General features: G+C 41.9%; 13 protein-coding genes, 40 tRNA genes and 4 rRNA genes. 7 read left to right on the forward strand and 50 right to left on the reverse strand.

Annotated elements, in window-relative coordinates; translation table 11 throughout:
- The first annotated feature begins 13 nt into the window (after positions 1 to 13).
- The gene (locus MKY49_RS17095; protein WP_274794194.1) at positions 14 to 811 is read left to right on the forward strand and encodes an ABC transporter ATP-binding protein; all 798 of its coding nucleotides are present in this window, start codon (positions 14 to 16) and stop codon (positions 809 to 811) included.
- Positions 812 to 943: 132 nt separating this feature from the next.
- On the opposite strand, the gene MKY49_RS17100 is transcribed toward MKY49_RS17095, so the two are convergent.
- The 22 genes from MKY49_RS17100 to MKY49_RS17205 form a co-directional block, all read right to left on the reverse strand.
- Positions 944 to 1,015 (reverse strand) — tRNA-Glu (locus MKY49_RS17100).
- Positions 1,016 to 1,017: 2 nt separating this feature from the next.
- Positions 1,018 to 1,108: transfer RNA gene (locus tag MKY49_RS17105), tRNA-Ser, on the reverse strand.
- A 10-nt stretch (positions 1,109 to 1,118) separates the two neighbouring features.
- Positions 1,119 to 1,195 (reverse strand) — tRNA-Asn (locus MKY49_RS17110).
- A 4-nt stretch (positions 1,196 to 1,199) separates the two neighbouring features.
- A tRNA-Ile gene (locus MKY49_RS17115) sits at positions 1,200 to 1,276 on the reverse strand.
- A 1-nt stretch (position 1,277) separates the two neighbouring features.
- Positions 1,278 to 1,351: transfer RNA gene (locus MKY49_RS17120), tRNA-Gly, on the reverse strand.
- A 5-nt stretch (positions 1,352 to 1,356) separates the two neighbouring features.
- Positions 1,357 to 1,432: transfer RNA gene (locus MKY49_RS17125), tRNA-Phe, on the reverse strand.
- A gap of 58 nt (positions 1,433 to 1,490) precedes the next feature.
- Positions 1,491 to 1,566, reverse strand: a tRNA-Asp gene (locus tag MKY49_RS17130).
- Positions 1,567 to 1,569: 3 nt separating this feature from the next.
- Positions 1,570 to 1,644 (reverse strand) — tRNA-Met (locus tag MKY49_RS17135).
- A 53-nt stretch (positions 1,645 to 1,697) separates the two neighbouring features.
- Positions 1,698 to 1,790, reverse strand: a tRNA-Ser gene (locus MKY49_RS17140).
- 15 nt (positions 1,791 to 1,805) lie between these two features.
- Positions 1,806 to 1,882, reverse strand: a tRNA-Ile gene (locus MKY49_RS17145).
- Positions 1,883 to 1,889: 7 nt separating this feature from the next.
- A tRNA-Met gene (locus tag MKY49_RS17150) sits at positions 1,890 to 1,963 on the reverse strand.
- Between the two features lie 26 nt (positions 1,964 to 1,989).
- Positions 1,990 to 2,065 (reverse strand) — tRNA-Ala (locus MKY49_RS17155).
- A 14-nt stretch (positions 2,066 to 2,079) separates the two neighbouring features.
- Positions 2,080 to 2,156, reverse strand: a tRNA-Pro gene (locus tag MKY49_RS17160).
- Positions 2,157 to 2,166: 10 nt separating this feature from the next.
- Positions 2,167 to 2,243 (reverse strand) — tRNA-Arg (locus MKY49_RS17165).
- Positions 2,244 to 2,251: 8 nt separating this feature from the next.
- A tRNA-Leu gene (locus MKY49_RS17170) sits at positions 2,252 to 2,340 on the reverse strand.
- A 5-nt stretch (positions 2,341 to 2,345) separates the two neighbouring features.
- Positions 2,346 to 2,420 (reverse strand) — tRNA-Gly (locus tag MKY49_RS17175).
- A 36-nt stretch (positions 2,421 to 2,456) separates the two neighbouring features.
- Positions 2,457 to 2,541, reverse strand: a tRNA-Leu gene (locus MKY49_RS17180).
- Between the two features lie 17 nt (positions 2,542 to 2,558).
- A tRNA-Lys gene (locus MKY49_RS17185) sits at positions 2,559 to 2,634 on the reverse strand.
- Positions 2,635 to 2,641: 7 nt separating this feature from the next.
- Positions 2,642 to 2,717, reverse strand: a tRNA-Thr gene (locus MKY49_RS17190).
- 3 nt (positions 2,718 to 2,720) lie between these two features.
- Positions 2,721 to 2,796: transfer RNA gene (locus tag MKY49_RS17195), tRNA-Val, on the reverse strand.
- 10 nt (positions 2,797 to 2,806) lie between these two features.
- A 5S ribosomal RNA gene (gene rrf / locus MKY49_RS17200) occupies positions 2,807 to 2,922 on the reverse strand.
- A gap of 262 nt (positions 2,923 to 3,184) precedes the next feature.
- Positions 3,185 to 4,279 carry a cysteine desulfurase family protein gene (locus MKY49_RS17205; protein ID WP_341386946.1) on the reverse strand — a complete coding sequence of 365 codons (1,095 nt, stop codon included), beginning with the start codon at positions 4,277 to 4,279 and terminating at the stop codon, positions 3,185 to 3,187.
- A 91-nt stretch (positions 4,280 to 4,370) separates the two neighbouring features.
- Between MKY49_RS17205 and nadB the strand changes: the two genes are divergently transcribed.
- The 4 genes from nadB to MKY49_RS17225 all read left to right on the forward strand — a co-directional run bounded on the left by nadB (position 4,371) and on the right by MKY49_RS17225 (position 8,394).
- A complete protein-coding gene (gene nadB, locus MKY49_RS17210; protein ID WP_274794195.1) occupies positions 4,371 to 5,957 on the forward strand; it encodes an L-aspartate oxidase in 1,587 nt (528 codons plus the stop codon).
- Positions 5,914 to 6,774: a carboxylating nicotinate-nucleotide diphosphorylase gene (gene nadC, locus MKY49_RS17215; RefSeq protein ID WP_341386718.1), complete on the forward strand. Its 861-nt coding sequence runs from the start codon at positions 5,914 to 5,916 to the stop codon at positions 6,772 to 6,774. Before nadB ends, nadC begins: the two co-directional genes overlap by 44 nt.
- On the forward strand, positions 6,761 to 7,864 hold the full coding sequence (gene nadA, locus MKY49_RS17220) for a quinolinate synthase NadA (RefSeq protein WP_274794197.1): 1,104 nt from the start codon (positions 6,761 to 6,763) through the stop codon (positions 7,862 to 7,864). Before nadC ends, nadA begins: the two co-directional genes overlap by 14 nt.
- A gap of 113 nt (positions 7,865 to 7,977) precedes the next feature.
- Complete coding sequence (locus MKY49_RS17225; protein WP_341386947.1) at positions 7,978 to 8,394, forward strand: VOC family protein; 417 nt, start codon at positions 7,978 to 7,980, stop codon at positions 8,392 to 8,394.
- A 62-nt stretch (positions 8,395 to 8,456) separates the two neighbouring features.
- Here MKY49_RS17225 and MKY49_RS17230 read toward each other — a convergent pair.
- The 24 genes from MKY49_RS17230 to MKY49_RS17345 form a co-directional block, all read right to left on the reverse strand.
- Positions 8,457 to 8,528 (reverse strand) — tRNA-Glu (locus MKY49_RS17230).
- Between the two features lie 2 nt (positions 8,529 to 8,530).
- A tRNA-Ser gene (locus MKY49_RS17235) sits at positions 8,531 to 8,621 on the reverse strand.
- A 10-nt stretch (positions 8,622 to 8,631) separates the two neighbouring features.
- Positions 8,632 to 8,708, reverse strand: a tRNA-Asn gene (locus tag MKY49_RS17240).
- Between the two features lie 4 nt (positions 8,709 to 8,712).
- Positions 8,713 to 8,789, reverse strand: a tRNA-Ile gene (locus MKY49_RS17245).
- Position 8,790: 1 nt separating this feature from the next.
- Positions 8,791 to 8,864, reverse strand: a tRNA-Gly gene (locus tag MKY49_RS17250).
- Between the two features lie 5 nt (positions 8,865 to 8,869).
- A tRNA-Phe gene (locus MKY49_RS17255) sits at positions 8,870 to 8,945 on the reverse strand.
- Between the two features lie 58 nt (positions 8,946 to 9,003).
- Positions 9,004 to 9,079: transfer RNA gene (locus MKY49_RS17260), tRNA-Asp, on the reverse strand.
- 3 nt (positions 9,080 to 9,082) lie between these two features.
- Positions 9,083 to 9,157, reverse strand: a tRNA-Met gene (locus MKY49_RS17265).
- A gap of 53 nt (positions 9,158 to 9,210) precedes the next feature.
- A tRNA-Ser gene (locus tag MKY49_RS17270) sits at positions 9,211 to 9,303 on the reverse strand.
- Between the two features lie 15 nt (positions 9,304 to 9,318).
- Positions 9,319 to 9,395, reverse strand: a tRNA-Ile gene (locus tag MKY49_RS17275).
- Positions 9,396 to 9,402: 7 nt separating this feature from the next.
- Positions 9,403 to 9,476: transfer RNA gene (locus MKY49_RS17280), tRNA-Met, on the reverse strand.
- Positions 9,477 to 9,502: 26 nt separating this feature from the next.
- A tRNA-Ala gene (locus MKY49_RS17285) sits at positions 9,503 to 9,578 on the reverse strand.
- A 14-nt stretch (positions 9,579 to 9,592) separates the two neighbouring features.
- A tRNA-Pro gene (locus MKY49_RS17290) sits at positions 9,593 to 9,669 on the reverse strand.
- Between the two features lie 10 nt (positions 9,670 to 9,679).
- Positions 9,680 to 9,756 (reverse strand) — tRNA-Arg (locus MKY49_RS17295).
- Between the two features lie 8 nt (positions 9,757 to 9,764).
- A tRNA-Leu gene (locus tag MKY49_RS17300) sits at positions 9,765 to 9,853 on the reverse strand.
- Between the two features lie 5 nt (positions 9,854 to 9,858).
- Positions 9,859 to 9,933: transfer RNA gene (locus MKY49_RS17305), tRNA-Gly, on the reverse strand.
- Between the two features lie 36 nt (positions 9,934 to 9,969).
- A tRNA-Leu gene (locus MKY49_RS17310) sits at positions 9,970 to 10,054 on the reverse strand.
- Between the two features lie 17 nt (positions 10,055 to 10,071).
- A tRNA-Lys gene (locus tag MKY49_RS17315) sits at positions 10,072 to 10,147 on the reverse strand.
- A 7-nt stretch (positions 10,148 to 10,154) separates the two neighbouring features.
- Positions 10,155 to 10,230, reverse strand: a tRNA-Thr gene (locus MKY49_RS17320).
- A 3-nt stretch (positions 10,231 to 10,233) separates the two neighbouring features.
- Positions 10,234 to 10,309, reverse strand: a tRNA-Val gene (locus MKY49_RS17325).
- A 10-nt stretch (positions 10,310 to 10,319) separates the two neighbouring features.
- A 5S ribosomal RNA gene (gene rrf / locus MKY49_RS17330) occupies positions 10,320 to 10,435 on the reverse strand.
- 161 nt (positions 10,436 to 10,596) lie between these two features.
- A 23S ribosomal RNA gene (locus MKY49_RS17335) occupies positions 10,597 to 13,524 on the reverse strand.
- A gap of 305 nt (positions 13,525 to 13,829) precedes the next feature.
- Positions 13,830 to 15,381: ribosomal RNA gene (locus tag MKY49_RS17340) — 16S ribosomal RNA — on the reverse strand.
- Together the 16S, 23S and 5S rRNA genes with 20 tRNA genes alongside form the textbook arrangement of a ribosomal RNA operon.
- Before the next feature lie 269 nt (positions 15,382 to 15,650).
- The gene (locus tag MKY49_RS17345; RefSeq protein WP_322612048.1) at positions 15,651 to 16,550 is read right to left on the reverse strand and encodes a DMT family transporter; all 900 of its coding nucleotides are present in this window, start codon (positions 16,548 to 16,550) and stop codon (positions 15,651 to 15,653) included.
- 249 nt (positions 16,551 to 16,799) lie between these two features.
- Here MKY49_RS17345 and MKY49_RS17350 point away from each other — a divergent pair, with 249 nt between their 5' ends.
- On the forward strand, positions 16,800 to 17,522 hold the full coding sequence (locus MKY49_RS17350; RefSeq protein ID WP_274794200.1) for an MgtC/SapB family protein: 723 nt from the start codon (positions 16,800 to 16,802) through the stop codon (positions 17,520 to 17,522).
- Between the two features lie 14 nt (positions 17,523 to 17,536).
- A complete protein-coding gene (locus tag MKY49_RS17355) occupies positions 17,537 to 18,520 on the forward strand; it encodes a cation diffusion facilitator family transporter (RefSeq protein WP_274794201.1) in 984 nt (327 codons plus the stop codon).
- Between the two features lie 51 nt (positions 18,521 to 18,571).
- Here the strand turns inward: MKY49_RS17355 and MKY49_RS17360 are convergent, their stop codons facing one another.
- The 4 genes from MKY49_RS17360 to MKY49_RS17375 form a co-directional block, all read right to left on the reverse strand.
- Positions 18,572 to 19,309, reverse strand: a complete 738-nt coding sequence (locus MKY49_RS17360) for a hypothetical protein (protein WP_341386720.1) — start codon at positions 19,307 to 19,309, stop codon at positions 18,572 to 18,574.
- 359 nt (positions 19,310 to 19,668) lie between these two features.
- Entirely contained in the window at positions 19,669 to 20,832 is a 1,164-nt protein-coding gene (locus tag MKY49_RS17365) for an iron-containing alcohol dehydrogenase (RefSeq protein ID WP_274794203.1), read from the reverse strand.
- Between the two features lie 56 nt (positions 20,833 to 20,888).
- Positions 20,889 to 21,998: a response regulator gene (locus MKY49_RS17370; protein WP_312505795.1), complete on the reverse strand. Its 1,110-nt coding sequence runs from the start codon at positions 21,996 to 21,998 to the stop codon at positions 20,889 to 20,891.
- Entirely contained in the window at positions 21,995 to 25,048 is a 3,054-nt protein-coding gene (locus tag MKY49_RS17375; RefSeq protein ID WP_274794206.1) for a sensor histidine kinase, read from the reverse strand. The genes MKY49_RS17370 and MKY49_RS17375 overlap by 4 nt, the downstream gene beginning before the upstream one ends.
- Positions 25,049 to 25,133: the final 85 nt, after the last annotated feature.

The following is a 25,133-nucleotide window of genomic DNA, read 5'->3' on the forward strand; positions in this document are numbered from 1 at the left end:
GAGTCTATACTACATGACTGAATCGTTATTAACCAAATCCCTTACATTAAGTTATGGTGATTCCAATATTATCGAAGATCTCAATTTATCTATCCCTTTGAATGAAATTACTGTATTAATTGGAGCGAATGGCTGTGGTAAATCCACACTCCTACGCTCCATCGCTCGATTATTAAAACCTAAAAAAGGTTCCGTTCTATTAGATGGAGAGGATATTTTTAAATTATCAACAAAGCAGGTGGCTAGAAATCTTTCGATTCTTCCCCAATCCCCTGTTGCACCAGAAGGCCTAACTGTCCTACAGCTTGTGAAGCAAGGTCGCTATCCTTACCAAAGCTGGCGTCAACAGTGGACGGAAAAGGATGAAGAAATCGTATTAAATGCCTTAAGAGCAACAGGCACAGAACATTTACAAGATAGACCAGTGGATGAGCTATCAGGAGGACAACGTCAACGTGCTTGGATTGCTATGACGCTTGCTCAAGATACGGATATTATTCTTTTGGACGAGCCTACGACATACTTAGATTTAACTCATCAGATAGAAGTTTTAGATTTATTGTACGAGTTAAACCAACAGCAAAAGCGAACGATTATTATGGTATTACATGATATTAATCTCGCATGTCGCTATGCCGATCATATTATTACTGTCCGTGATCGTGGTGTCTATCGTCAAGGTAAACCAGAAGAAATTATGACAACTGATTTAGTTAGTCATGTGTTTGACCTTGATTGCCAAATGACGACAGATCCAATATTTGGTACACCTCTATGCATTCCATATGGAAAAGGACGTAGAATTTCATAGCTTCTTAGTAAAATTAAAAGCCTACACAGATTAAACTATCCTGTGTAGGCTTTAATTTATGGTAGCTATATTATAAATCTATGACTAAAATTAAAAAGTGCAGTAGATGAAATTCATCTACTGCACTTAGTATGACCCGTACGGGATTCGAACCCGTGTTACCGCCGTGAAAGGGCGGTGTCTTAACCACTTGACCAACGGGCCAATGGCGGAGAAGGAGGGATTTGAACCCTCGCGCCGGTTACCCGACCTACACCCTTAGCAGGGGCGCCTCTTCAGCCTCTTGAGTACTTCCCCAAATAAAAAATGGCTCCGAAGGCAGGACTCGAACCTGCGACAACCTGATTAACAGTCAGGTGCTACTACCAACTGAGCTACTTCGGAATAATGGTGGGCCTAAATGGACTCGAACCATCGACCTCACGCTTATCAGGCGTGCGCTCTAACCAGCTGAGCTATAGGCCCTTGGAGCGGGTGATGGGAATCGAACCCACGACATCAGCTTGGAAGGCTGAGGTTTTACCATTAAACTACACCCGCATAAATGGTGGGTCAGGACGGAATCGAACCGCCGACACTTAGAGCTTCAATCTAATGCTCTACCAACTGAGCTACTGACCCATTTCGTCCATGCTAAGCTTGCTCACTCTTTTGCTTCTCATGTTTTTCATTATAATAATGGCGGTCCCGACCGGGATCGAACCGGCGATCTCCTGCGTGACAGGCAGGCATGTTAACCGCTACACCACGGGACCTTTTGGTTGCGGGGGCCGGATTTGAACCAACGACCTTCGGGTTATGAGCCCGACGAGCTACCACTGCTCCACCCCGCGATAATGATATTCTGTTTCGAGTTTTTAAAGCACCATTTATAAAAATTTAAAACTGGAGGAGGTAGAGGGATTCGAACCCCCGCGCGGTGTTACCCGCCTGTCGGTTTTCAAGACCGATCCCTTCAGCCAGACTTGGGTATACCTCCGTTACACTATATAAATGGTGGACCTTGCAGGACTCGAACCTGCGACCGGACGGTTATGAGCCGTCTGCTCTAACCAACTGAGCTAAAGGTCCTTTAAGATGGCGGCAGAGGGGATCGAACCCCCGACCTTACGGGTATGAACCGTACGCTCTAGCCAGCTGAGCTACGCCGCCAGGATCTTTATACTGGTTATTTACTATGGTGGAGCCTAGCGGGATCGAACCGCTGACCTCCTGCGTGCAAGGCAGGCGCTCTCCCAGCTGAGCTAAGGCCCCATAATTTTAGGAAATGGTCGGGAAGACAGGATTCGAACCTGCGACCCCTTGGTCCCAAACCAAGTGCTCTACCAAGCTGAGCTACTTCCCGTTCGTTCTTTTGGCGCGCCCGACAGGAGTCGAACCCATAACCTTCTGATCCGTAGTCAGACGCTCTATCCAATTGAGCTACGGGCGCATAATAAATGGTGCCGAGGACCGGAATCGAACCGGTACGGTAGTCACCTACCGCAGGATTTTAAGTCCTGTGCGTCTGCCAGTTCCGCCACCCCGGCACATTTGGAGCGGAAGACGAGGTTCGAACTCGCGACCCCCACCTTGGCAAGGTGGTGTTCTACCACTGAACTACTTCCGCATGTGCATAAGTTTTTTTATCTGGCAATGAAAATAATGGTGCGGGTGAAGGGAGTCGAACCCCCACGCCTTGCGGCGCTAGATCCTAAGTCTAGTGCGTCTGCCAATTCCGCCACACCCGCTTATTATTATTTCAAAATGGTGAGCCATGAAGGACTCGAACCTTCGACCCTCTGATTAAAAGTCAGATGCTCTACCAACTGAGCTAATGGCTCGAAAAAATGGTGCCGGCTATAGGAATCGAACCCACGACCTACTGATTACAAGTCAGTTGCTCTACCTGCTGAGCTAAACCGGCATATGGTGGAGGATGACGGGCTCGAACCGCCGACCCCCTGCTTGTAAGGCAGGTGCTCTCCCAGCTGAGCTAATCCTCCTGGGTATTATGCCTAGCGACGTCCTACTCTCACAGGGGGAAGCCCCCAACTACCATCGGCGCTAAAGAGCTTAACTTCCGTGTTCGGTATGGGAACGGGTGTGACCTCTTTGCCATCATCACTAGACTATTTTATGTATCTTGTTTTGAAGTTGTTTACCTGTCCTTCAAGACAAGAATTATTGTATAACGTTTTTTAACATTGTGCAATACTTTTTTATAAAAAAAAGAAATTATTACTTTTTAAAGATATTTTTGTTAAGTAAGAGAAAATATTGCCCTGCAAAATATTATATCAATTGTTGTTTCAAAAGAAAACAATTATTTTTCTTGATATGTTTTATAGCCTAAAATCTATAATAAAACAAGTGAAGGCCTTATGATTTCCCTCACTTGTTATCTAATGAAATGGTTGAAAGCTCTATTGTTAATCTTGTAATTTCTTCAATTGTTGTCGAAGGGCCAAAAGAGATTCTAAAAAATTGACGTGCTGCTTCCAAAGAAAAACCCATCGATAAAATAGCCTTCGTTCCAGATTCACTATGAATATCACATGCGCTACCTGTAGAGATACAGATTCCCGACTCGTTCAGCTTTAAAAGAACATATTGGCCCTCTAATCTATCCATCATTACACCACAAATATTAGGTAATTGCTGCTTACATTCTATTAGCTTGCATGATTCAGGCAGTTTACTTTTTAAAACTCCTCTTAACATCACATAATGTTTTAATTCATATTGATAGTTTTCAATTGCAGCTGCAAAGGCCACAATTGCAGGCGTATCTAATGTACCTCCTCTTAAACCTCTCTCATGTGTCACACCTGGTGTTAATGCTTGCACGCGGATGGAGGGATTTAGATAAACCGCACCACACCCCTTTGGCCCACCTATTTTATGAGCCGAAATTGTAATAGCATCTATTCCTTTTGGTATAGCTAATTTTCCAAATGACTGAACACAATCAATATGACAGTAAACACCTGATTCTCCTGCCAGCTCTATTATTTTCTTCAAAGGCTGAATGGAGCCAATCTCTGAATTAACATGTTGAATGGTAATCAAAGCCGTGTCTAATCGTATTGTTTTTTGAAGTTCCTGCAAATCAATACAACCATCCTTCTTTAACGGCAATTTTGTCACTTCATACCCCATTTTCTCAAGTGTATTCAAAGCTGCGTGCACTGACGTATGCTCAGCTTGAGATGAAATAATATGCTTCCCTTTTTTAGAGGCTAGTGCTAATGACAAGATGGCCATAATATTTCCTTCTGTTCCGCTCCCAGTGAAAATAATACCATCGCTAGTTACGCCTAGAGCTTGCGCTACAACTTCTCTTGACTGTTGCACGAAATAATGCGCTTGTCCTCCTAGATCATGAAGACTTGAACTGTTTCCATAATAACGCTGCGCTACCCCTATATATGCATCAAGAGCTTCCTTCATCATAGGTGACGTTGCAGCATAATCCATATAAATCATCATCTTCTTCCTCTCTAATTCATCGGGTCTTGTTTTCTTTTTTATTTTATGTAAAGATAGGTGTCAAGACAATTGTAAAGAAGGTATAACTATGGATGTAAAGACAGACGTCCTTATCATCGGCAGTGGTATTGCGGCACTTCAGGCTGCTTTACTACTCGAAGAACATTTTCAAATACAAATTGTTACAAAATCTTCTGTTTATATGAGTAGCTCTTATCGTGCACAAGGTGGTATAGCAGCCGTTACAAGCAAAGAAGATCATATTAAACATCATATTGCTGATACATTGAAAGCTGGAGAATATCATCATGAAAAAAGAAATGTGGAAACACTTATAGAAGACGGCACTAAAATTATGCAGAACTATTTAAAAACTGGTCTCCCAATTGATCGTCACCTCGATGGAAAACCTGTTCTAGGACTAGAGGGGGCACATAGTCATCATCGTATTTTACATGCAGGTGGTGATCGAACTGGTCAAATTTTCATAGATTATTTGCTTCATAAACTTTCACCCAAAACAAAGGTCAATTGTTATGAAATGGCTTATGAGCTTTTACTGAATACAGATGGTGATTGTATAGGTGTACTCACTAAAGGCGAAAAAGGGATTAAACGCTATTTGGCTCATCATGTTATTTTAGCCACAGGAGGTGCAGGTGCACTTTATTCAAGCACATCCAATTATCCAAACAATACAGGAGATGGTATTGCTTTAGCATTTCGTGCAGGCGCTGCGATCAGTGATATGGAATTTATGCAGTTTCATCCAAGTTTACTATGGTGTGAAAATAAGGCAAAAGGTTTAATCTCCGAAGCTGTACGAGGTGCAGGCGGTACCTTTGTAGATGCACAGTGTAAACCTATTATGAAAGGCTTACATCCACAAGGTGACTTAGCCCCTAGGCATATTACGGCACACGCACTATTTACTAAACGTGCTGCTGGGGAGGAAACGTTTATTGATATTGCCACCATCCAAAACTTTGATGCAAAATTCCCAGCAATTGCTCAGCTCTGCTATGACAATCAAGTTCATTTGCAAGATGGTTTAATCCCTGTGGCTCCAGGTAGTCATTTTTTAATGGGTGGTGTTATTGCTGATGACAACGGTAGAACTACTATCCCAAACTTATATGCAGTTGGTGAAGTGGCTTGTACAGGTGTCCATGGAGCGAACCGTTTAGCAAGTAATTCTCTATTGGAGGGCATTACATTTGGTCAAAAAATGGCGTATTTCATTATTCAACAAGGTTGTCATCAAAAAAATTTTTTACTTGACCAACCTCAATATGCTGATAAAAAACCACCTTTATTTAGCAAACAGCAATTACAGCAACGTATGATGCAGTTTGTAGGCATCGTTAGAAATATCGATGATTTACAGTACTTTGTTCAGCAACTCCCCTCTCTACAATCTCTTCTTCACACTAATCTAGAGGGTATGGAGCAAGCAGAATTGGAACTATTTATGATGCATGTTGTCGCAACACTGATGACACATGCGGCCATTATAAGAACTGAAACACGTGGTGCCCACATACGTACAGATAAATCCGAAATGGATGCACAATGGGCAAGCCGGTGGATTATTTTTTCGCAAGGACAATTGAAAGTGAGGAACTCATTGTATGAATATCATCAAACTCGAGGAAATGCTCAAACAGTTTTTTAATGAAGATTTAGGTGATGGGGATTTATCGAGTGAATTTATTTTTTCAGCCGAACAACAGGGATCTTTTTCGTTTTATGCTAAAGAAAAAGGAATTTTTTGCGGAGCTCTCATTATTGAGCATGGCTTTCTTCTACTAGATTGTTCTATGGAAATTTATCTTCATAAAAAGGATGGAGAGACAGTAGATGCAGGCGATATACTAGCCGTGATAAAAGGTCCCTTACAAAAATTGTTAATAGGCGAACGTGTCATCTTAAATCTTATTCAACGTATGTCTGCCATTGCAACAGCTACTCACCAAGCAGTCCAAGAAACGATAGGTACGCATGCGAAAATATGTGATACTCGTAAAACAATGCCTGGCATGCGTATGCTTGATAAATATGCAGTGAGAGTCGGTGGTGCTTTTAATCATCGAAATGGACTGTATGATGCCATCATGTTAAAAGATAATCATCTTGCCTTTGCAGGTAGTATAACAAAAGCTGTTCAGACCGCTAGAGAGAAAGTCGGTCATACCGTGAAAATTGAAGTAGAAATTGAAACAAAGGAACAGCTAGATGAAGCCATCATTGCTGGAGTAGATATCATTATGTTTGATAACCGCAGTCCAGAAGAAATTCGAGATTGGCTTCCTTCTGTCCCCCCTACTATTGCAACAGAAGCTTCAGGGGGTATCACACTGGATAATTTAAAGGCTTATGCACAGTCAGGTGTTCAGTGGATTTCACTTGGTTCATTAACCCATTCTGTCAAAGCTTTTGATATTAGTGCACTTGTTCAAATGAAAGGAGCTCATTCCCTTGTCCATCACTAGTTTATTACAACAGACGACACTACTTCCTGAGCATTATCGGACATTATCCGTAGAGGAAATGGAATCTCGTATTTTAGCAATAAAGAAAAAATTAGGCTCTAAACTTTTTATCCCAGGACACCATTATCAAAAAGATGAGGTTATTCAATTTGCTGATGCAACTGGTGATTCTCTACAACTAGCTCAATTATCTGCCGCTAATAAGGAGGCTGAACATATCGTATTTTGTGGTGTACATTTTATGGCAGAAACGGCAGACATGCTGACAATGAAACAGCAACATGTCTATTTACCAGATATGCGTGCAGGCTGTTCGATGGCTGATATGGCGAATATTTATCAAACAGAACAAGCATGGCCAATCCTTCAACAGCTCTTTGGCGATACGATTATTCCTCTAACTTATGTCAATTCAACCGCGGCCATTAAAGCCTTTACGGGACGACATGGTGGTGCCTGTGTTACATCATCGAATGCAAGGGAGCTTGTTCAATGGGCATTTACACAAAAACAGCGTATTTTCTTTTTACCCGATCAACATTTAGGGAGAAATACCGCCTATGATTTAGGTATTCCCCTTGAAAATATGGCCGTTTGGAATCCTCATAAAAATATGCTCGAAACTAAGGAATCACTTGAAAACATCCAGGTTATTCTGTGGAAGGGTCACTGTTCTGTGCATGAGGGGTTTACAGTTCAACATACGGAAGTCATTCGCAAAGAACATCCCACAATGAGAATTATTGTTCATCCAGAATGTAGTCGTGAAGTTGTTGCAGCAGCTGATGATGCCGGCTCGACAAAATACATTATTGATACAATCAATCGAGCACCAAGCGGATCTGCATGGGCCATTGGAACAGAAATGAACCTTGTCAATCGTATCATTAAGCAACATCCAGATAAACATATTATTTCGCTAAATGAAAATTTTTGTCCTTGTCTAACTATGAACCGAATAGACCTTCCACATTTACTATGGAGTCTTGAAAGTATTGAACAGGGGCAACCTCATAATCGTATACAAGTAGATGAACATACTACCGCTGAAGCACTTAGCTCACTTGAAAGAATGCTTGTACGGGGGTAACAAGAAGAATTTTAAAAGCAGACATGTTGTTGTATCAATATTTCTGCTTTTTTTGTAAAGTTAAGGAGTTATGAAAAACGTCGTTCATTTTTTGATATGACTTATACTTTTTCATTAAGGATGTTGGAAAAAATATATTTATCAATTTACCAGTAAAAGATCTTAACAAATCAATCAACTTTTTTAAAGACTTAGGTTTTGAATTCAATCAACAATTTAGTGATGAAACAACAGCTTCAATGATTATTAGCGAAAATATCTTTGCATTAATAATGGTAGAAGAACGATTCAAAGGATTTACAAAGAAGGAGATTGCAGATACAGCTACTTCTGCAGAGGCGATATTATGTCTTTCCGCTGAAAACCGAGAACAAGTAGATCAATTAGTAAATAAAGCACTAGCCTCTGGTGGTAAACCTTACAGTGAACCACAAGATCACGGATTTATGTACGGCTGGGGATTCCAAGATGTAGATGGGCATATTTGGGAAGTAGTATATATGGATGAAAGCGCACTAAATAATGAGTAATTATATATCTATCTAAATATGAAAAAAACAGTAGCTGCAAATGCAGCTACTGTTTTTTAGTATGACCCGTACGGGATTCGAACCCGTGTTACCGCCGTGAAAGGGCGGTGTCTTAACCACTTGACCAACGGGCCAATGGCGGAGAAGGAGGGATTTGAACCCTCGCGCCGGTTACCCGACCTACACCCTTAGCAGGGGCGCCTCTTCAGCCTCTTGAGTACTTCCCCAAATAAAAAATGGCTCCGAAGGCAGGACTCGAACCTGCGACAACCTGATTAACAGTCAGGTGCTACTACCAACTGAGCTACTTCGGAATAATGGTGGGCCTAAATGGACTCGAACCATCGACCTCACGCTTATCAGGCGTGCGCTCTAACCAGCTGAGCTATAGGCCCTTGGAGCGGGTGATGGGAATCGAACCCACGACATCAGCTTGGAAGGCTGAGGTTTTACCATTAAACTACACCCGCATAAATGGTGGGTCAGGACGGAATCGAACCGCCGACACTTAGAGCTTCAATCTAATGCTCTACCAACTGAGCTACTGACCCATTTCGTCCATGCTAAGCTTGCTCACTCTTTTGCTTCTCATGTTTTTCATTATAATAATGGCGGTCCCGACCGGGATCGAACCGGCGATCTCCTGCGTGACAGGCAGGCATGTTAACCGCTACACCACGGGACCTTTTGGTTGCGGGGGCCGGATTTGAACCAACGACCTTCGGGTTATGAGCCCGACGAGCTACCACTGCTCCACCCCGCGATAATGATATTCTGTTTCGAGTTTTTAAAGCACCATTTATAAAAATTTAAAACTGGAGGAGGTAGAGGGATTCGAACCCCCGCGCGGTGTTACCCGCCTGTCGGTTTTCAAGACCGATCCCTTCAGCCAGACTTGGGTATACCTCCGTTACACTATATAAATGGTGGACCTTGCAGGACTCGAACCTGCGACCGGACGGTTATGAGCCGTCTGCTCTAACCAACTGAGCTAAAGGTCCTTTAAGATGGCGGCAGAGGGGATCGAACCCCCGACCTTACGGGTATGAACCGTACGCTCTAGCCAGCTGAGCTACGCCGCCAGGATCTTTATACTGGTTATTTACTATGGTGGAGCCTAGCGGGATCGAACCGCTGACCTCCTGCGTGCAAGGCAGGCGCTCTCCCAGCTGAGCTAAGGCCCCATAATTTTAGGAAATGGTCGGGAAGACAGGATTCGAACCTGCGACCCCTTGGTCCCAAACCAAGTGCTCTACCAAGCTGAGCTACTTCCCGTTCGTTCTTTTGGCGCGCCCGACAGGAGTCGAACCCATAACCTTCTGATCCGTAGTCAGACGCTCTATCCAATTGAGCTACGGGCGCATAATAAATGGTGCCGAGGACCGGAATCGAACCGGTACGGTAGTCACCTACCGCAGGATTTTAAGTCCTGTGCGTCTGCCAGTTCCGCCACCCCGGCACATTTGGAGCGGAAGACGAGGTTCGAACTCGCGACCCCCACCTTGGCAAGGTGGTGTTCTACCACTGAACTACTTCCGCATGTGCATAAGTTTTTTTATCTGGCAATGAAAATAATGGTGCGGGTGAAGGGAGTCGAACCCCCACGCCTTGCGGCGCTAGATCCTAAGTCTAGTGCGTCTGCCAATTCCGCCACACCCGCTTATTATTATTTCAAAATGGTGAGCCATGAAGGACTCGAACCTTCGACCCTCTGATTAAAAGTCAGATGCTCTACCAACTGAGCTAATGGCTCGAAAAAATGGTGCCGGCTATAGGAATCGAACCCACGACCTACTGATTACAAGTCAGTTGCTCTACCTGCTGAGCTAAACCGGCATATGGTGGAGGATGACGGGCTCGAACCGCCGACCCCCTGCTTGTAAGGCAGGTGCTCTCCCAGCTGAGCTAATCCTCCTGGGTATTATGCCTAGCGACGTCCTACTCTCACAGGGGGAAGCCCCCAACTACCATCGGCGCTAAAGAGCTTAACTTCCGTGTTCGGTATGGGAACGGGTGTGACCTCTTTGCCATCATCACTAGACTTGCACATGGATGTGCTGGCTTCTGCGTTGCAACATGGATGTTGCGTTCTTAGCAGAAGTTCCATTATTTTAAGCTTTAAAATACACAAGGTATTGAAGCTCTTATGAAAGAGTTGTTCTTTCAAAACTGGATAAACGTACATTGACTGCTTCAAACAATTTGGTTAAGTCCTCGATCGATTAGTATTCGTCAGCTCCATGTGTCACCACACTTCCACCTCGAACCTATCTACCTCATCGTCTTTGAGGGATCTTACTTACTTGCGTAATGGGAAATCTCATCTTGAGGGGGGCTTCATGCTTAGATGCTTTCAGCACTTATCCCGTCCACACATAGCTACCCAGCGATGCCTTTGGCAAGACAACTGGTACACCAGCGGTGTGTCCATCCCGGTCCTCTCGTACTAAGGACAGCTCCTCTCAAATTTCCTACGCCCACGACGGATAGGGACCGAACTGTCTCACGACGTTCTGAACCCAGCTCGCGTACCGCTTTAATGGGCGAACAGCCCAACCCTTGGGACCGACTACAGCCCCAGGATGCGATGAGCCGACATCGAGGTGCCAAACCTCCCCGTCGATGTGGACTCTTGGGGGAGATAAGCCTGTTATCCCCGGGGTAGCTTTTATCCGTTGAGCGATGGCCCTTCCATGCGGAACCACCGGATCACTAAGCCCGTCTTTCGACCCTGCTCGACTTGTAGGTCTCGCAGTCAAGCTCCCTTGTGCCTTTACACTCTACGAATGATTTCCAACCATTCTGAGGGAACCTTTGGGCGCCTCCGTTACCTTTTAGGAGGCGACCGCCCCAGTCAAACTGTCCGCCTGACACTGTCTCCTGCCCCGCTAAGGGGCATGGGTTAGAATTTCAATACAACCAGGGTAGTATCCCACCGACGCCTCCTTCGAAGCTGGCGCTCCGAGATCTCTGGCTCCTACCTATCCTGTACAAGTTGTACCAAAATTCAATATCAGGCTACAGTAAAGCTCCACGGGGTCTTTCCGTCCTGTCGCGGGTAACCTGCATCTTCACAGGTACTATAATTTCACCGAGTCTCTCGTTGAGACAGTGCCCAGATCGTTACGCCTTTCGTGCGGGTCGGAACTTACCCGACAAGGAATTTCGCTACCTTAGGACCGTTATAGTTACGGCCGCCGTTTACTGGGGCTTCAATTCGCAGCTTCGCTTGCGCTAACCACTCCTCTTAACCTTCCAGCACCGGGCAGGCGTCAGCCCCTATACGTCACCTTACGGTTTTGCAGAGACCTGTGTTTTTGCTAAACAGTCGCCTGGGCCTATTCACTGCGGCTCTCATGCGCTTGCACGCTCAAGAGCACCCCTTCTCCCGAAGTTACGGGGTCATTTTGCCGAGTTCCTTAACGAGAGTTCTCTCGCACACCTTAGGATTCTCTCCTCGACTACCTGTGTCGGTTTGCGGTACGGGCACCTCTCACCTCGATAGAGGCTTTTCTTGGCAGTGTGAAATCAGGAACTTCGTCCATACGGACTCGCCATCACAGCTCAACGTTACAGTGTGCGGATTTGCCTACACACACGCCTTACTGCTTGGACGCGCATAACCAACAGCGCGCTTACCCTATCCTACTGCGTCCCCCCATTTCTCAAACGGTGAGGAGGTGGTACAGGAATATCAACCTGTTGTCCATCGCCTACGCCTGTCGGCCTCGGCTTAGGTCCCGACTAACCCTGAGCGGACGAGCCTTCCTCAGGAAACCTTAGTCATACGGTGGACGGGATTCTCACCCGTCTTTCGCTACTCATACCGGCATTCTCACTTCTAAGCGCTCCACCAGTCCTTCCGGTCTGACTTCAACGCACTTAGAACGCTCTCCTACCACTGACATCGTAGATGTCAATCCACAGCTTCGGTGAATCGTTTAGCCCCGATACATTTTCGGCGCAGCGTCACTCGACCAGTGAGCTATTACGCACTCTTTAAATGATGGCTGCTTCTAAGCCAACATCCTGGTTGTCTGTGCAACGCCACATCCTTTTCCACTTAACGATTACTTTGGGACCTTAGCTGGTGGTCTGGGCTGTTTCCCTTTTGACTACGGATCTTATCACTCGCAGTCTGACTCCCGTGTATAAATATCTGGCATTCGGAGTTTGTCTGAATTCGGTAAACCGGGATGGCCCCCTAGTCCAAACAGTGCTCTACCTCCAGTATTCTCATCACGAGGCTAGCCCTAAAGCTATTTCGGAGAGAACCAGCTATCTCCAAGTTCGATTGGAATTTCTCCGCTACCCACACCTCATCCCCGCACTTTTCAACGTGCGTGGGTTCGGGCCTCCAGTAAGTGTTACCTTACCTTCACCCTGGACATGGGTAGATCACCTGGTTTCGGGTCTACGACCACGTACTATTTCGCCCTATTCAGACTCGCTTTCGCTGCGGCTCCGCCTTCTAAAGCTTAACCTCGCACGTAATCGTAACTCGCCGGTTCATTCTACAAAAGGCACGCTATCACCCATTAACGGGCTCTAACTACTTGTAGGCACACGGTTTCAGGATCTCTTTCACTCCCCTCCCGGGGTGCTTTTCACCTTTCCCTCACGGTACTGGTTCACTATCGGTCACTAGGTAGTATTTAGCCTTGGGAGATGGTCCTCCCGGATTCCGACGGAATTTCACGTGTTCCGCCGTACTCAGGATCCACTCAGGAGAGAACGAACTTTCGACTACAGGGCTTTTACCTGCTCTGGCGGACCTTTCCAAGTCGCTTCATCTAACTCGCTCTTTTGTAACTCCGTATAGAGTGTCCTACAACCCCAAGAGGCAAGCCTCTTGGTTTGGGCTCTTCCCGTTTCGCTCGCCGCTACTCAGGGAATCGATTTTTCTTTCTCTTCCTCCAGGTACTTAGATGTTTCAGTTCCCTGGGTCTGCCTTCAAGACGCTATGTATTCACGTCAAGATACTACGCGATTAAACGTAGTGGGTTCCCCCATTCGGAAATCTCCGGATCAAAGCTCACTTACAGCTCCCCGAAGCATATCGGTGTTAGTGCCGTCCTTCTTCGGCTCCTAGTGCCAAGGCATTCGCCGTGCGCCCTTAATAACTTAACCTACAGCTTTCAATACACATCGCATTTCGTTGTCAGCTTCACTCGTTCAATCAGTCACGTACTGAAGTACGCTCCTTCATTCACTCGATTGCTTCCTAGAACTGCTTGTGTCTTGAAACCTTACTAATGTTATTAAGCCTATAAAAAACTTAAAAAATAAATGTGTTTGTTACAATTTCAATGTCGTTTTATCCAGTTTTCAAAGAACAAGTTTTGAAGTATTTCATTCGGAAGAATGAACCTTCAAAACTGAACGCAAAACGTAATCTTACAAACCCTAGGTTTGTATTCCGAAATAATCCTTAGAAAGGAGGTGATCCAGCCGCACCTTCCGATACGGCTACCTTGTTACGACTTCACCCCAATCATCTATCCCACCTTCGGCGGCTGGCTCCAAAAGGTTACCTCACCGACTTCGGGTGTTACAAACTCTCGTGGTGTGACGGGCGGTGTGTACAAGGCCCGGGAACGTATTCACCGCGGCATGCTGATCCGCGATTACTAGCGATTCCGGCTTCATGTAGGCGAGTTGCAGCCTACAATCCGAACTGAGAACGACTTTATCGGATTAGCTCCCTCTCGCGAGTTGGCAACCGTTTGTATCGTCCATTGTAGCACGTGTGTAGCCCAGGTCATAAGGGGCATGATGATTTGACGTCATCCCCACCTTCCTCCGGTTTGTCACCGGCAGTCACCTTAGAGTGCCCAACTAAATGATGGCAACTAAGATCAAGGGTTGCGCTCGTTGCGGGACTTAACCCAACATCTCACGACACGAGCTGACGACAACCATGCACCACCTGTCACCGTTGCCCCCGAAGGGGAAACTATATCTCTACAGTGGTCAACGGGATGTCAAGACCTGGTAAGGTTCTTCGCGTTGCTTCGAATTAAACCACATGCTCCACCGCTTGTGCGGGCCCCCGTCAATTCCTTTGAGTTTCAGTCTTGCGACCGTACTCCCCAGGCGGAGTGCTTAATGCGTTAGCTGCAGCACTAAGGGGCGGAAACCCCCTAACACTTAGCACTCATCGTTTACGGCGTGGACTACCAGGGTATCTAATCCTGTTTGCTCCCCACGCTTTCGCGCCTCAGCGTCAGTTACAGACCAGAAAGTCGCCTTCGCCACTGGTGTTCCTCCAAATCTCTACGCATTTCACCGCTACACTTGGAATTCCACTTTCCTCTTCTGCACTCAAGTCCCCCAGTTTCCAATGACCCTCCACGGTTGAGCCGTGGGCTTTCACATCAGACTTAAAGGACCGCCTGCGCGCGCTTTACGCCCAATAATTCCGGACAACGCTTGCCACCTACGTATTACCGCGGCTGCTGGCACGTAGTTAGCCGTGGCTTTCTAATAAGGTACCGTCAAGGTACAGCCAGTTACTACTGTACTTGTTCTTCCCTTACAACAGAGTTTTACGATCCGAAAACCTTCTTCACTCACGCGGCGTTGCTCCATCAGGCTTTCGCCCATTGTGGAAGATTCCCTACTGCTGCCTCCCGTAGGAGTCTGGGCCGTGTCTCAGTCCCAGTGTGGCCGATCACCCTCTCAGGTCGGCTACGCATCGTCGCCTTGGTGAGCCGTTACCTCACCAACTAGCTAATGCGCCGCGGGCCCATCTTATAGCGACAGCCGAAACCGTCTTTCAGTGTTCCACCATGAGGTGGAACAGATTATTCGGTATTAGCCCCGGTTTCCCGGAGTTATCCCAAACTATAAGGTAGGTTGCCCACGTGTTACTCACCCGTCCGCCGCTAACGTCAAAGGAGCAAGCTCCTTCTCTGTTCGCTCGACTTGCATGTATTAGGCACGCCGCCAGCGTTCGTCCTGAGCCAGGATCAAACTCTCCATAAAAGAAATTTGATTAGCTCAAATTGTTTTGCTGGCATCAATTTTGATGTCCAAAATTTTGTTTCGTTCACTAGCCGAAACTAGTTACTCAAAACTTTATTGATTACGTTTTGCTTGTTCAGTTTTCAAGGTTCATTTTGTTTAAGTCGTTTTAGCGACTTTACTATCATATCTCATTCTCAACGAGAAGTCAACAACTTTTTAAAATTCTTTTTTAAAGTGTTCCTTCTTGTTAAGGACAAGTAATAATATATAATATATCATTTTTAAAATCAAGCATTTTTCATAAAAAATTTAAAGATCTTTTTTATATCAATTACAAACAATAGGATTCCTACTAATACAATTAACCCACCAAAGATTTGGGTAACGATTAAATACTCCTTAAATATCCACAATGCTAAAAGAGCTGCACCAACCGGCTCAAAGAGAATAGCTATTGAAACAACATTCGTACTTACGTATTTAATAGACCAATTAAATAAAGTATGACCAAATAAATTAGGTATTAACGCTAATAAGACAAACCATAACCAATCAGAAGAAGAATACGGTCCAAATGATTCTCCTTTAATTAGTACATAGATAAATAAAGTAATTGTACTCACTACATAAACAACCATTGTATAAGTCATTAACGATAATCTTTTGCGTACATCCTGTCCTAATAAAAAATAAGCTGTAGCAAGTGCACAAGCAATGAGCGCTAATATATCTCCGTAAAAAGCTGTCCCACTTACTTTAAAATCGCCCCAACTAATTAAAATACTTCCCGCAATAGCAATTGTTCCAGCAACGATTGTTTTCATCGTTATCTTTTCTTTAAAGAAAAAGTATGTCCCCACAAAGGCAAACAAAGGTTGTAGCGTTACCAGAACTGTTGAACTTGCGACAGAAGTATAGTTGAGTGACTCAAACCATAAAATAAAATGAAATGCTAAAAAGATTCCCGCGGCTGTGGAAAAAAGCCAATCACGCCTCTTTAATGTTGTAAGCTCCTTTGAATATCTCCCCAAAAACAATGGAAGCATTATTAAAACCGAAAATAGCATACGATAAAATGCTATAATGCCCGCTTCCGCTGATGCTAATTTCACGAAAATAGCGGACATAGATACTGAAATAACACCAATTACGATTGGAATGTACGGATGAATCTTCGGCTTCTCCATAAAATCACCTCCATCAATTTCGCTCTCCTATTTCTTACGAAAGAAAACAATTAAGTAACCCTCCCATTAATGAGAGAGCATTCCATACTAATGCTTCATTTCAGAAATAATAGATTCTTGCTGTATCAAGATAAAAAATACTTATATTTCCTTCCTTTCATGTTGTACAATACAAAAAAGTAATGGCACATATAATAATGACAGCTTGCATATCTCTTAGCAATACGAAATATCAATGGAGGGTTGTGTATGGAAACATTATTGGAAAATATGATTACATATGAAGTTGGCATAAAATTAGTTATTGCAGCCACATTAAGTTTAGTAATCGGTATCGAAAGGGAATTAAAGAAGAAGCCAGTTGGATTAAAGACAAGTTTGGTGATCGCTACTTTCAGCTGCTTACTTACCATCATCTCCATTGAAACAGCCTACTCAACTCCTCCCAGAGAAGATATTAATATTACGATGGATCCGCTTCGTTTAGCTGCACAAATCGTTAGCGGGATTGGATTTCTTGGCGCAGGCGTCATTTTAAGACGAGGCAATGACAGCATTACAGGTTTAACAACCGCGGCCATGATATGGGGAGCTGCTGGTATCGGCATCGCCGTTGGAGCAGGATTTTATATGGATGCAACATTAGCTGTTGTGATTATTGTTTTCGGAATCGAAATTCTATCGCCTTTTCTCATGAAAATTGGTCCTAAACGCATTCGCATGCGAGAGATTTTATTAAAAGTGCAAATAGATGATGACAACAATACAGAATCGTTTCTATTATTTTTAAAGGACAACAACATCATCATCGAAAATATTCGCATTAAAGATGTACATTTAAAAAATAATAGTGTTTTACACGAGTTGGATTTACGTCTATCTTTAATTGTTTCTGATAATTTATTGTCATTTTATCGTTCATTACGAGAACTATCCTATATAGAAAAAATCGAAATGGAAATTTTAAATTAGTTGGAGGATTTTTTATGGCAGAACTATTTAAACTACTAAAGGATGGCAACAAACCCTCCCTTATGGCGGCATTTGTAAATGCCTTTTTAGGAATTATCAAAGGAGCCGCCTTTTTCTTTACAGGTAATGTAGCCATGTTTGCAGAAATGATGCACTCTCTTGGTGACGCAGCAAACCAATTTTTTGTATATATAGGTTCGGCCCTTTCAAAAAAGGCACCTACTAAAAAGTTCCCCGGGGGCTTCGGCCGTATTGTCAATTTGGTATGCCTATTCGCCGTTATTATAGTAGCTATACTTTCTTATGAAACAATAAAAGAAGGCTGGCATCATTTCATTCACCCTGCCGGTGAGTCTAGTGGGGTACTTATTGCACTTGGCGTATTGTTAATAGGGATTGTTTTAGAGGGCACAGTACTGGCTAAAGCAGCTGTAGAAGTACTACATGAAGCAGGACAAGAGAAAGCTGGAATCACATCTATTATTAAAGCATTTCCTTTCTTAAATCGCGCAAAGCCTGCAACTAAATTAGTCTTTATGGAAGATTTAGTCGCTACAAGCGGGAATATTTTAGCCTTTGCCGCTATCGTGATTGCTTATTTTACAGGTTGGGGCAGAATAGAAGGACTTGTTTCGATGATTATCGGGGCGATGATGTTCTATGTTGTCGGTAAGGTTTTCCTCGATAATGCACGCGGCGTCATTGGAGAAACAGATGAAGAGATGTTAAATCATATCGCTCACCTTGTAATGGATGATCCGAACATTAAAGACATTGTTCGTCTTGAGGTAATTAAAGAAGGGGAATTTTTACACGTTGAATTAGTTGCTGAAGCTGACCCCCATCTATCACTTGCTTTTTTAGATGATGTTCGCGATCATTTAACTGAGGTCATATTAAGTCAAAAAGGGGTATCCAAAGTAGCGATTTTATTCGATGAAGATGATGGAAAAACTAACTGGGTACATGTCGGAGAAAGACCAAACAACACTATATAATCATAAAAAAACAAATAGCCAATTGCCGTATTTCAGGCAGTTGGCTTTCTTTTATACTAATTTTAAATGGTTGCGTCCGTCATCACTATTCACTTCATTTAGATCTTCAGGGATATTCTCGTACCCCACAAAGACATGATTGGTAATCATAAAAGTGAGCAATCGGTTACAAGCAATGGTCCTTCTTTTACCATTCTGTTGAATGACGATTTTCGAAAATTGTAATGTTGCTTGTCGATTCGCTAAAGCATATTCTTCTGCATTATGAATGTCTCTACCATCGACATGACAGCCTAACACAAAATTACCAGCGAATGAATCCTTTAAAACGTTTGGATGCATGGAATGATAATGTACTTCAGCAATGGAATCTTCCATATTCATCAATTGATGGGCTACCAAATAATGCTTCAAAGCACCTTTTAGGTCAATTGCTATAGCAGTATCTGCTAAAATTGTTCGATAATACACCGTAACAATTTCAGCATTCCCTAGATACGGCTTTACTTCTACAACAATTTCTCCTGAAGGACGAACAAATAATTGTACAATTGCTTTATTTACACCATCTGAAAAAATAATAGTCGTTTGCCCAAAACGTAAGCTTTTGAATAATATACTCTGATCAACAATGTATCCTGTAATAATTTTATCATTTTCAATTTGCAGTGATTTTGCTTCAATTCCCAATACTTCTACACAATTTTGCATTTTATAAACATGCTGCTGAAACGGTATCTCGATACAGCTTAATGTAACGATACGGTCCTCTAGCAATTGTTTCAACATTTGATCCCTCTCCTTTTTGTTTAATAGTGTAATTATTTTAATAAAGATGACTGAACAACTTCTGAACACCCCTACATTAATTGAGCAATTACGACAAAAACCTATCTTTCCCCTTCATTCACAGAAGGTTTCTCATAACAAAAATTTGATATTATAGACCAAAAGATACATTGAACAAAGTGACTTTTATCACTACAAAACCCCAAAAAATATAATTACCTCCATTTTGTATCTATCCATTTCATTATACACCAAGGACTTTAGAAACATCTACGACATTATTCAACATAAATCGTTATTTTTTCTAAACCTTTCAACAAAAAAGTGTGAGACTATAATCACAGTCTCACACTCATACCTTATAAAGAATTTCGCAAAATTGTTCTGACATCTTCCTCATGCAATTTATTAAAGTTTCCAAATGGACCGTTCTGCATTGCATGCTCTACAATCTGTTCAAATTTCGAATCATCAATATGATAATCAGCCAAACGATCAGGTGCACCTAATGATGTCCAGAATGCAGATAAACGATCGATGCCTTCGTAAGCCACTTCTTCTGCTGTCTTGTTCGTTGCATCGACGCCAAATACACGTGTCGCTATACCGGCAAAACGCTCTGGATTGACTGGCACACTTAAGCGCATCCAATGTGGCTGAAGAATAGCTAAACCACCCGCATGTGGAATATCATAGACAGCCGAAACAGCATGTTCAATATTATGTGATGCCCAATCACCACGAGAACCAATCGATAAAAAGCCATTTAAGCCAATTGTTCCAGCTAATAGAATCGTTTCACGTAACTTAGTATTTTCTAAATCCTCTAGCAATTTTGGTGCAGTCGTAATGACTGTTCGTAATACCCCTTCACACATCTCATCAGTAATCGGGGTATTCGTTGTATTATGGAAATATTGTTCGAATACATGTGACATCATATCAACAATCCCATAAACAGTATGGTTTTTAGGTACGGTCACTGTATAGGCAGGATTGAGTATTGAAAATTTCGGGAACGCTGCTGGGCTACCCCAGCTTAATTTTTCCTCTGTAGCAGCATTGGTAATGACTGACCCCGAGTTCATTTCTGAGCCAGTAGCAGCAAGTGTTAATACTGTTCCTAATGGTAGGGCTTGCTCTACAACTACCTTACGTTTAACGATATCCCAAGCATCTCCATCATATTTTGCACCCGCAACGATTAATTTAGAACAATCAATAACAGAGCCGCCGCCAACTGCCAGCACTAAGTCGATTCCTTCTGTTTTACAAATCTCAATACCACGTCTAGCTGTTTCTACACGTGGATTTGGTTCTACACCACTTAATTCAAAAATCGTTTTACCAGCCTGCTGTAATTTGTCCATGACAGCCTTGTACACACCGTTAGCCTTGATGCTTCCACCACCATAAACAACTAATACTTTTTTTCCATATAGCTCTAATTCTTTCGGCAGCTTTTCTAGCGCATCCTCACCAAAATGTAGCTTCACTGGGTTATAAAATGTAAATGAATCCATGTCATTCGCCCCTTTCTTCTTGGATTTTCTCATATTCCTGTTGAAGAAAGCAAAGATTACACTTTCGACATGTAATCATTATAAATTTTATGAATGTTCTCAGGGACAGGCATATTAATCTCCGCTAATTTTTCCTGAATGGCTTCGTAGCACTTCGTACAATCCTGTTTTTTATTTTGCGAGATTAAAAATTTTAACAAAAGAAACATATACTTTTCATTAAATTCATCTAGCTCTAGCAATTTTTGCAGGCAATTATATTTCAACAATGAATTAACAGAATTTGAATGGGCAATATATGTTTCAAGCACATGCATTACACCCTGCTTTAAACGAAGTCTCATTTGAATAGCCCATGAATATTCCTCCTCAGCTAAAAAATCACCTTCATAGCAATTCAATAGTTGCTGAATGGAATCTTCATCATGCGCACTCTGTTCCAATAATTGGTTCAGATAATCAAAATCACTTTTAATTTCTACATTTAATTGATAGTGGTTATTAATTAATTGAATGGAATCTTGCATTCCATTTTCTTTTAGCAGTTTTCTTAATTGATAGATCGTCGTATGTAAATTACTTGTCGCCTTCTCAAAATCTAAATCTGGCCATAATTCCTCTATAATGACAACATTCATCATAGGCTTTTTTTGATGAAACCATAGATATAAAAACAGCTCGCGTGTCTTCCTAGTACGCCACTTAATGACCTCCTGCTTAGCATCGAGTAAATAAAAACTGCCTAAAGTATGCGCATATATAGAATTCTCATTACGAACGGGTTGTGCTTCTACTTGTAATTGCATTTTCTTCTGCGCTTTTACTAATGCATTGACCAGTCGTTTTTCATGGACAGGCTTTAATAAATAATCTGTTGCCTCTACTTCAAATGCATCCACAGCAAATTGTGCATGGGCCGTCACAAAAACTATTTGTAAGGATGGATGCTTTTCTAGCAATTGTTTAGCCACTTGCATACCATGCATATCAATCATTTCAATATCTAAAAAGACAAGATCAACTGACTCTTTTTCAAGAAAACGGAGGGCATCCGCTGCATTTGTAAATGCCCCCTTGATGTCAATCTGAAATTGCGTAAGCCGCTGTAGCATGATGCTTAAAACATCGATTGCCATTTTTTCATCATCAACAATAATTATGTTCATGCTCCACCACCCTCTGGTAATAAAACGACAATAGTGGTCCCTTTTCCTTCCTCGCTGTATAAACGTAAACTTGCATTTTTCATTAATTTGAATTTCTTTAACGGATTCATAAAGCCAATACGGGTACTTTCTTCATTTACCAGCTGATGAAGTTTTTCCTCAGGGATACCCACACCATTATCATAGATTTTAATGCGGACAAACTGCCCCTCACGCTGTACACTGATCTCTACTGTACCGCCCTCTTGTTTTTTAGAAATACCATGGAAAACAGCATTTTCAACTAATGGCTGAATAGATAATGCAGGAATCATTAAATGAATGGATTCATCAATATCATATTTAATCGTTAAACGATCACCAAAACGCATCTTTTCAATATATAAGTATGCTTTTACCAGCTCCATCTCTTCTTCAACAGAGACAAAGCTATTTCGATAATGGACATTAAGCTTGGCTCGGAAATACGTTGCCAAACAATAAAGTGCTTCACGAGTATTGTCCATATCCGTATAGCTCAAACCAATAATTGTATTAAGCGTGTTATACACAAAATGTGGCGTGACCTGTGAATACAAATAATTCATTTCTACTTCTATGGCATCTATTGAAGATTGACGAACAGCTAACAAAGATTCAATGCGAATAAATAATTCATCCATTGAAATAGGTTTTTGTAAGTAATCATTTGCACCAACTTTTAAAGATAATACTAAATCAGAGTGCTTCATGATTGCTGTTAAGATAATGATCGGCAATTCCAGCATATCATATTGTTTGCGTACTCGTTTACATAACTCATAACCAGACATCCCATTCATCATTAAATCTATTAACATACAATCTACTTTATTTGCTTTAATATAATCTACAGCATCAAAGCCATTATCAACAGCTATCACTGTATATCCTTTGACAGCTAATGCGTCAGCTAAAGCTTTTATATTGACATGATTGTCATCCACAACAAGTATTTTTTTATCATTTCCTTTATGAATAAGTGGTAAGTTAAGCTGGAGTACCTCAGTAGTTGTCTGTGTGACAATCGCAGGTGATTGCTCAATGCTAACATTTTCACCAGTTGCAAGTGGCATTGTAAACGTAAAGGTTGTCCCTTGTCCTAACGTACTTGTTACATGAATGTCACCATTTAATTTTTCTACAATATTTTTAGTAATACTTAATCCCAAACCGAGCCCTTCTTTTTTATGTTGATTATTTACTTGATAAAAGGCATTAAAGATACGATCTAAATCCTGTGCAGGAATGCCAACGCCTGTATCACTCACTTGGATCACCATATGCTCTTCATTGACATAAGCCGTCACTACGATTTCGCCATTTTCTGTGTATTTCATGGCATTATGCAGTAAATTATAGAGCACTTGCTTAAAGCGTAACTCGTCTGTCCATATAGCTGGAAGCGCTAAATCAACTTCAGCATGTAAACGGACTTGACTATTCTTAGGCATCACACTAAGAATTTCTTCTACTACCTCATTGACAACAGAGATAGGGACTTGACGAGGAGAAACTCTTACTTCACCCGTCATTTGGTTGGATGAAAACAATAAATCCTCTACTAAATGTCCTAAACGCTGTGTGACATTATGGATCAAAATGACTTGCTCCTGTTGCGTCCGCTTCAACGGTCCCTGCCCACCTTCCATTAAGGTTTTTGATAAATTTAAAATACCATTAAGGGGGGTACGTAATTCATGGGATGTTTTTAGTAGAAATTCATCCTTCATTTGATTGTGTGCTAGCAATTCTTCTGATAAAGTTTGGATTTTCTCAAATGCTTGATTAGCCCGGTAATTTAATAATGAAGCAAAGCCGAATAAGATCAGTAAAAACAGCACAAATTCTGTATAATCAATCGGTATACCAAATATAAAATTAATAACAAGTAAAATCGTATAACAACAAATAGCTGAAATAACGATTAATACATAACGAACACCTTCAAGTCGATTTAACATCACCCGGATCAGAATCCAAACATTATAGAAAATAACGGGTAACGTTACACTGATATACGCTATTTTCCTCAGGAACACCTCTAAATCAGAAGACGCTCTTGCATTTTGAGTAATTGGATTGTAAAAACCGTAAAATACAAAAACAACACTGAGTAAGGCCACAAGCATATAAATAACTTTTCTCTTTTGTAATTGTGGGTACATCGTATAAATAAATAATGTTAAAGAAAGGAGCGCTATTGGAATCGAACCTAGCTGTAAACGCAATTGATCGATTGGTACTATATCAGAAAATAATAGGAAAAATACTTTTTGATTAATAAACGACATATAAAATCCTAATGAAATCGTAAATAGGCCAAAAAACAGTTCTTCTTTACGTCTACGATTCTGTATATAGGTAAAAGTATAAACGACCCCAATAACGATATGCCCAATGCTGATTAATGCATCTAAAAACACTTTCCAATTATAATGCTGTTGAATAACCTTCTTTTTGCCAAATTCAATAGGATAGACGATACCAGGCTGAAAATTATTGTAGTTCACAACATGAATAATGATGTCTAATTCTTTATTTTCACTATAGGCGTAGACAGTATATCTATCATCATTTTCAGAGCCATATTCGCTTAGCACTGTACTTACTTTTCCTTTAGCCCCTACCTCTACACCATTTAAAAAAACACGATTAGCCTGTCGAATTGATCGAATATATAACCCATAAAATCCATCTTTCGGAACCTCTACTTTGACGTGGTAGGTGCCAACCTCAATCCCTTCTTCATTTGGCTGTACATATTTCCCCCAATCAAAAGGAACATCAAGTGTAAGCCGTGTATTTTCATAGTTATCAAGCTTTTCCCATGAAGGAATTAAGACATTAGGATAAAAAGCCCATTCTCCTTCTAGCTTTATTGGTTTTTGTAATTGCTCCTCCTCTATTTTTACAACACCTTCATGTACCGTTTGAAGATGATTATTGGAGAAATAATGCCAATTGCTAAAGAAAAAGACCATAACAAACAGCATGATAATACTCACAATAAGTAGGATATTCTTTTTCATTATCACGCCTCCGTAGACGAGTAAATTCTTATGTATGTTAACATCATATTGCTTATGTTTTTTTCAATCAACTCCTTTTGAATAG

Source organism: Lysinibacillus sp. FSL M8-0134 (assembly GCF_038069745.1).
Taxonomy (GTDB): Bacteria; Bacillota; Bacilli; order Bacillales_A; family Planococcaceae; genus Lysinibacillus; species Lysinibacillus irui.

Coding starts and splice junctions, on each gene's coding strand:
- MKY49_RS17375 (WP_274794206.1), bottom strand. CDS start 25,048: ATGAAAAAGAATATCCTACTTATTGTGAGTATTATCATGCTGTTTGTT.
- MKY49_RS17360 (WP_341386720.1), bottom strand. CDS start 19,309: ATGTTGAAACAATTGCTAGAGGACCGTATCGTTACATTAAGCTGTATC.
- nadB (WP_274794195.1), top strand. CDS start 4,371: ATGGATGTAAAGACAGACGTCCTTATCATCGGCAGTGGTATTGCGGCA.
- MKY49_RS17370 (WP_312505795.1), bottom strand. CDS start 21,998: ATGAACATAATTATTGTTGATGATGAAAAAATGGCAATCGATGTTTTA.
- MKY49_RS17350 (WP_274794200.1), top strand. CDS start 16,800: ATGGAAACATTATTGGAAAATATGATTACATATGAAGTTGGCATAAAA.
- MKY49_RS17345 (WP_322612048.1), bottom strand. CDS start 16,550: ATGGAGAAGCCGAAGATTCATCCGTACATTCCAATCGTAATTGGTGTT.
- MKY49_RS17355 (WP_274794201.1), top strand. CDS start 17,537: ATGGCAGAACTATTTAAACTACTAAAGGATGGCAACAAACCCTCCCTT.
- nadC (WP_341386718.1), top strand. CDS start 5,914: ATGAATATCATCAAACTCGAGGAAATGCTCAAACAGTTTTTTAATGAA.
- MKY49_RS17365 (WP_274794203.1), bottom strand. CDS start 20,832: ATGGATTCATTTACATTTTATAACCCAGTGAAGCTACATTTTGGTGAG.
- MKY49_RS17095 (WP_274794194.1), top strand. CDS start 14: ATGACTGAATCGTTATTAACCAAATCCCTTACATTAAGTTATGGTGAT.
- MKY49_RS17205 (WP_341386946.1), bottom strand. CDS start 4,279: ATGATTTATATGGATTATGCTGCAACGTCACCTATGATGAAGGAAGCT.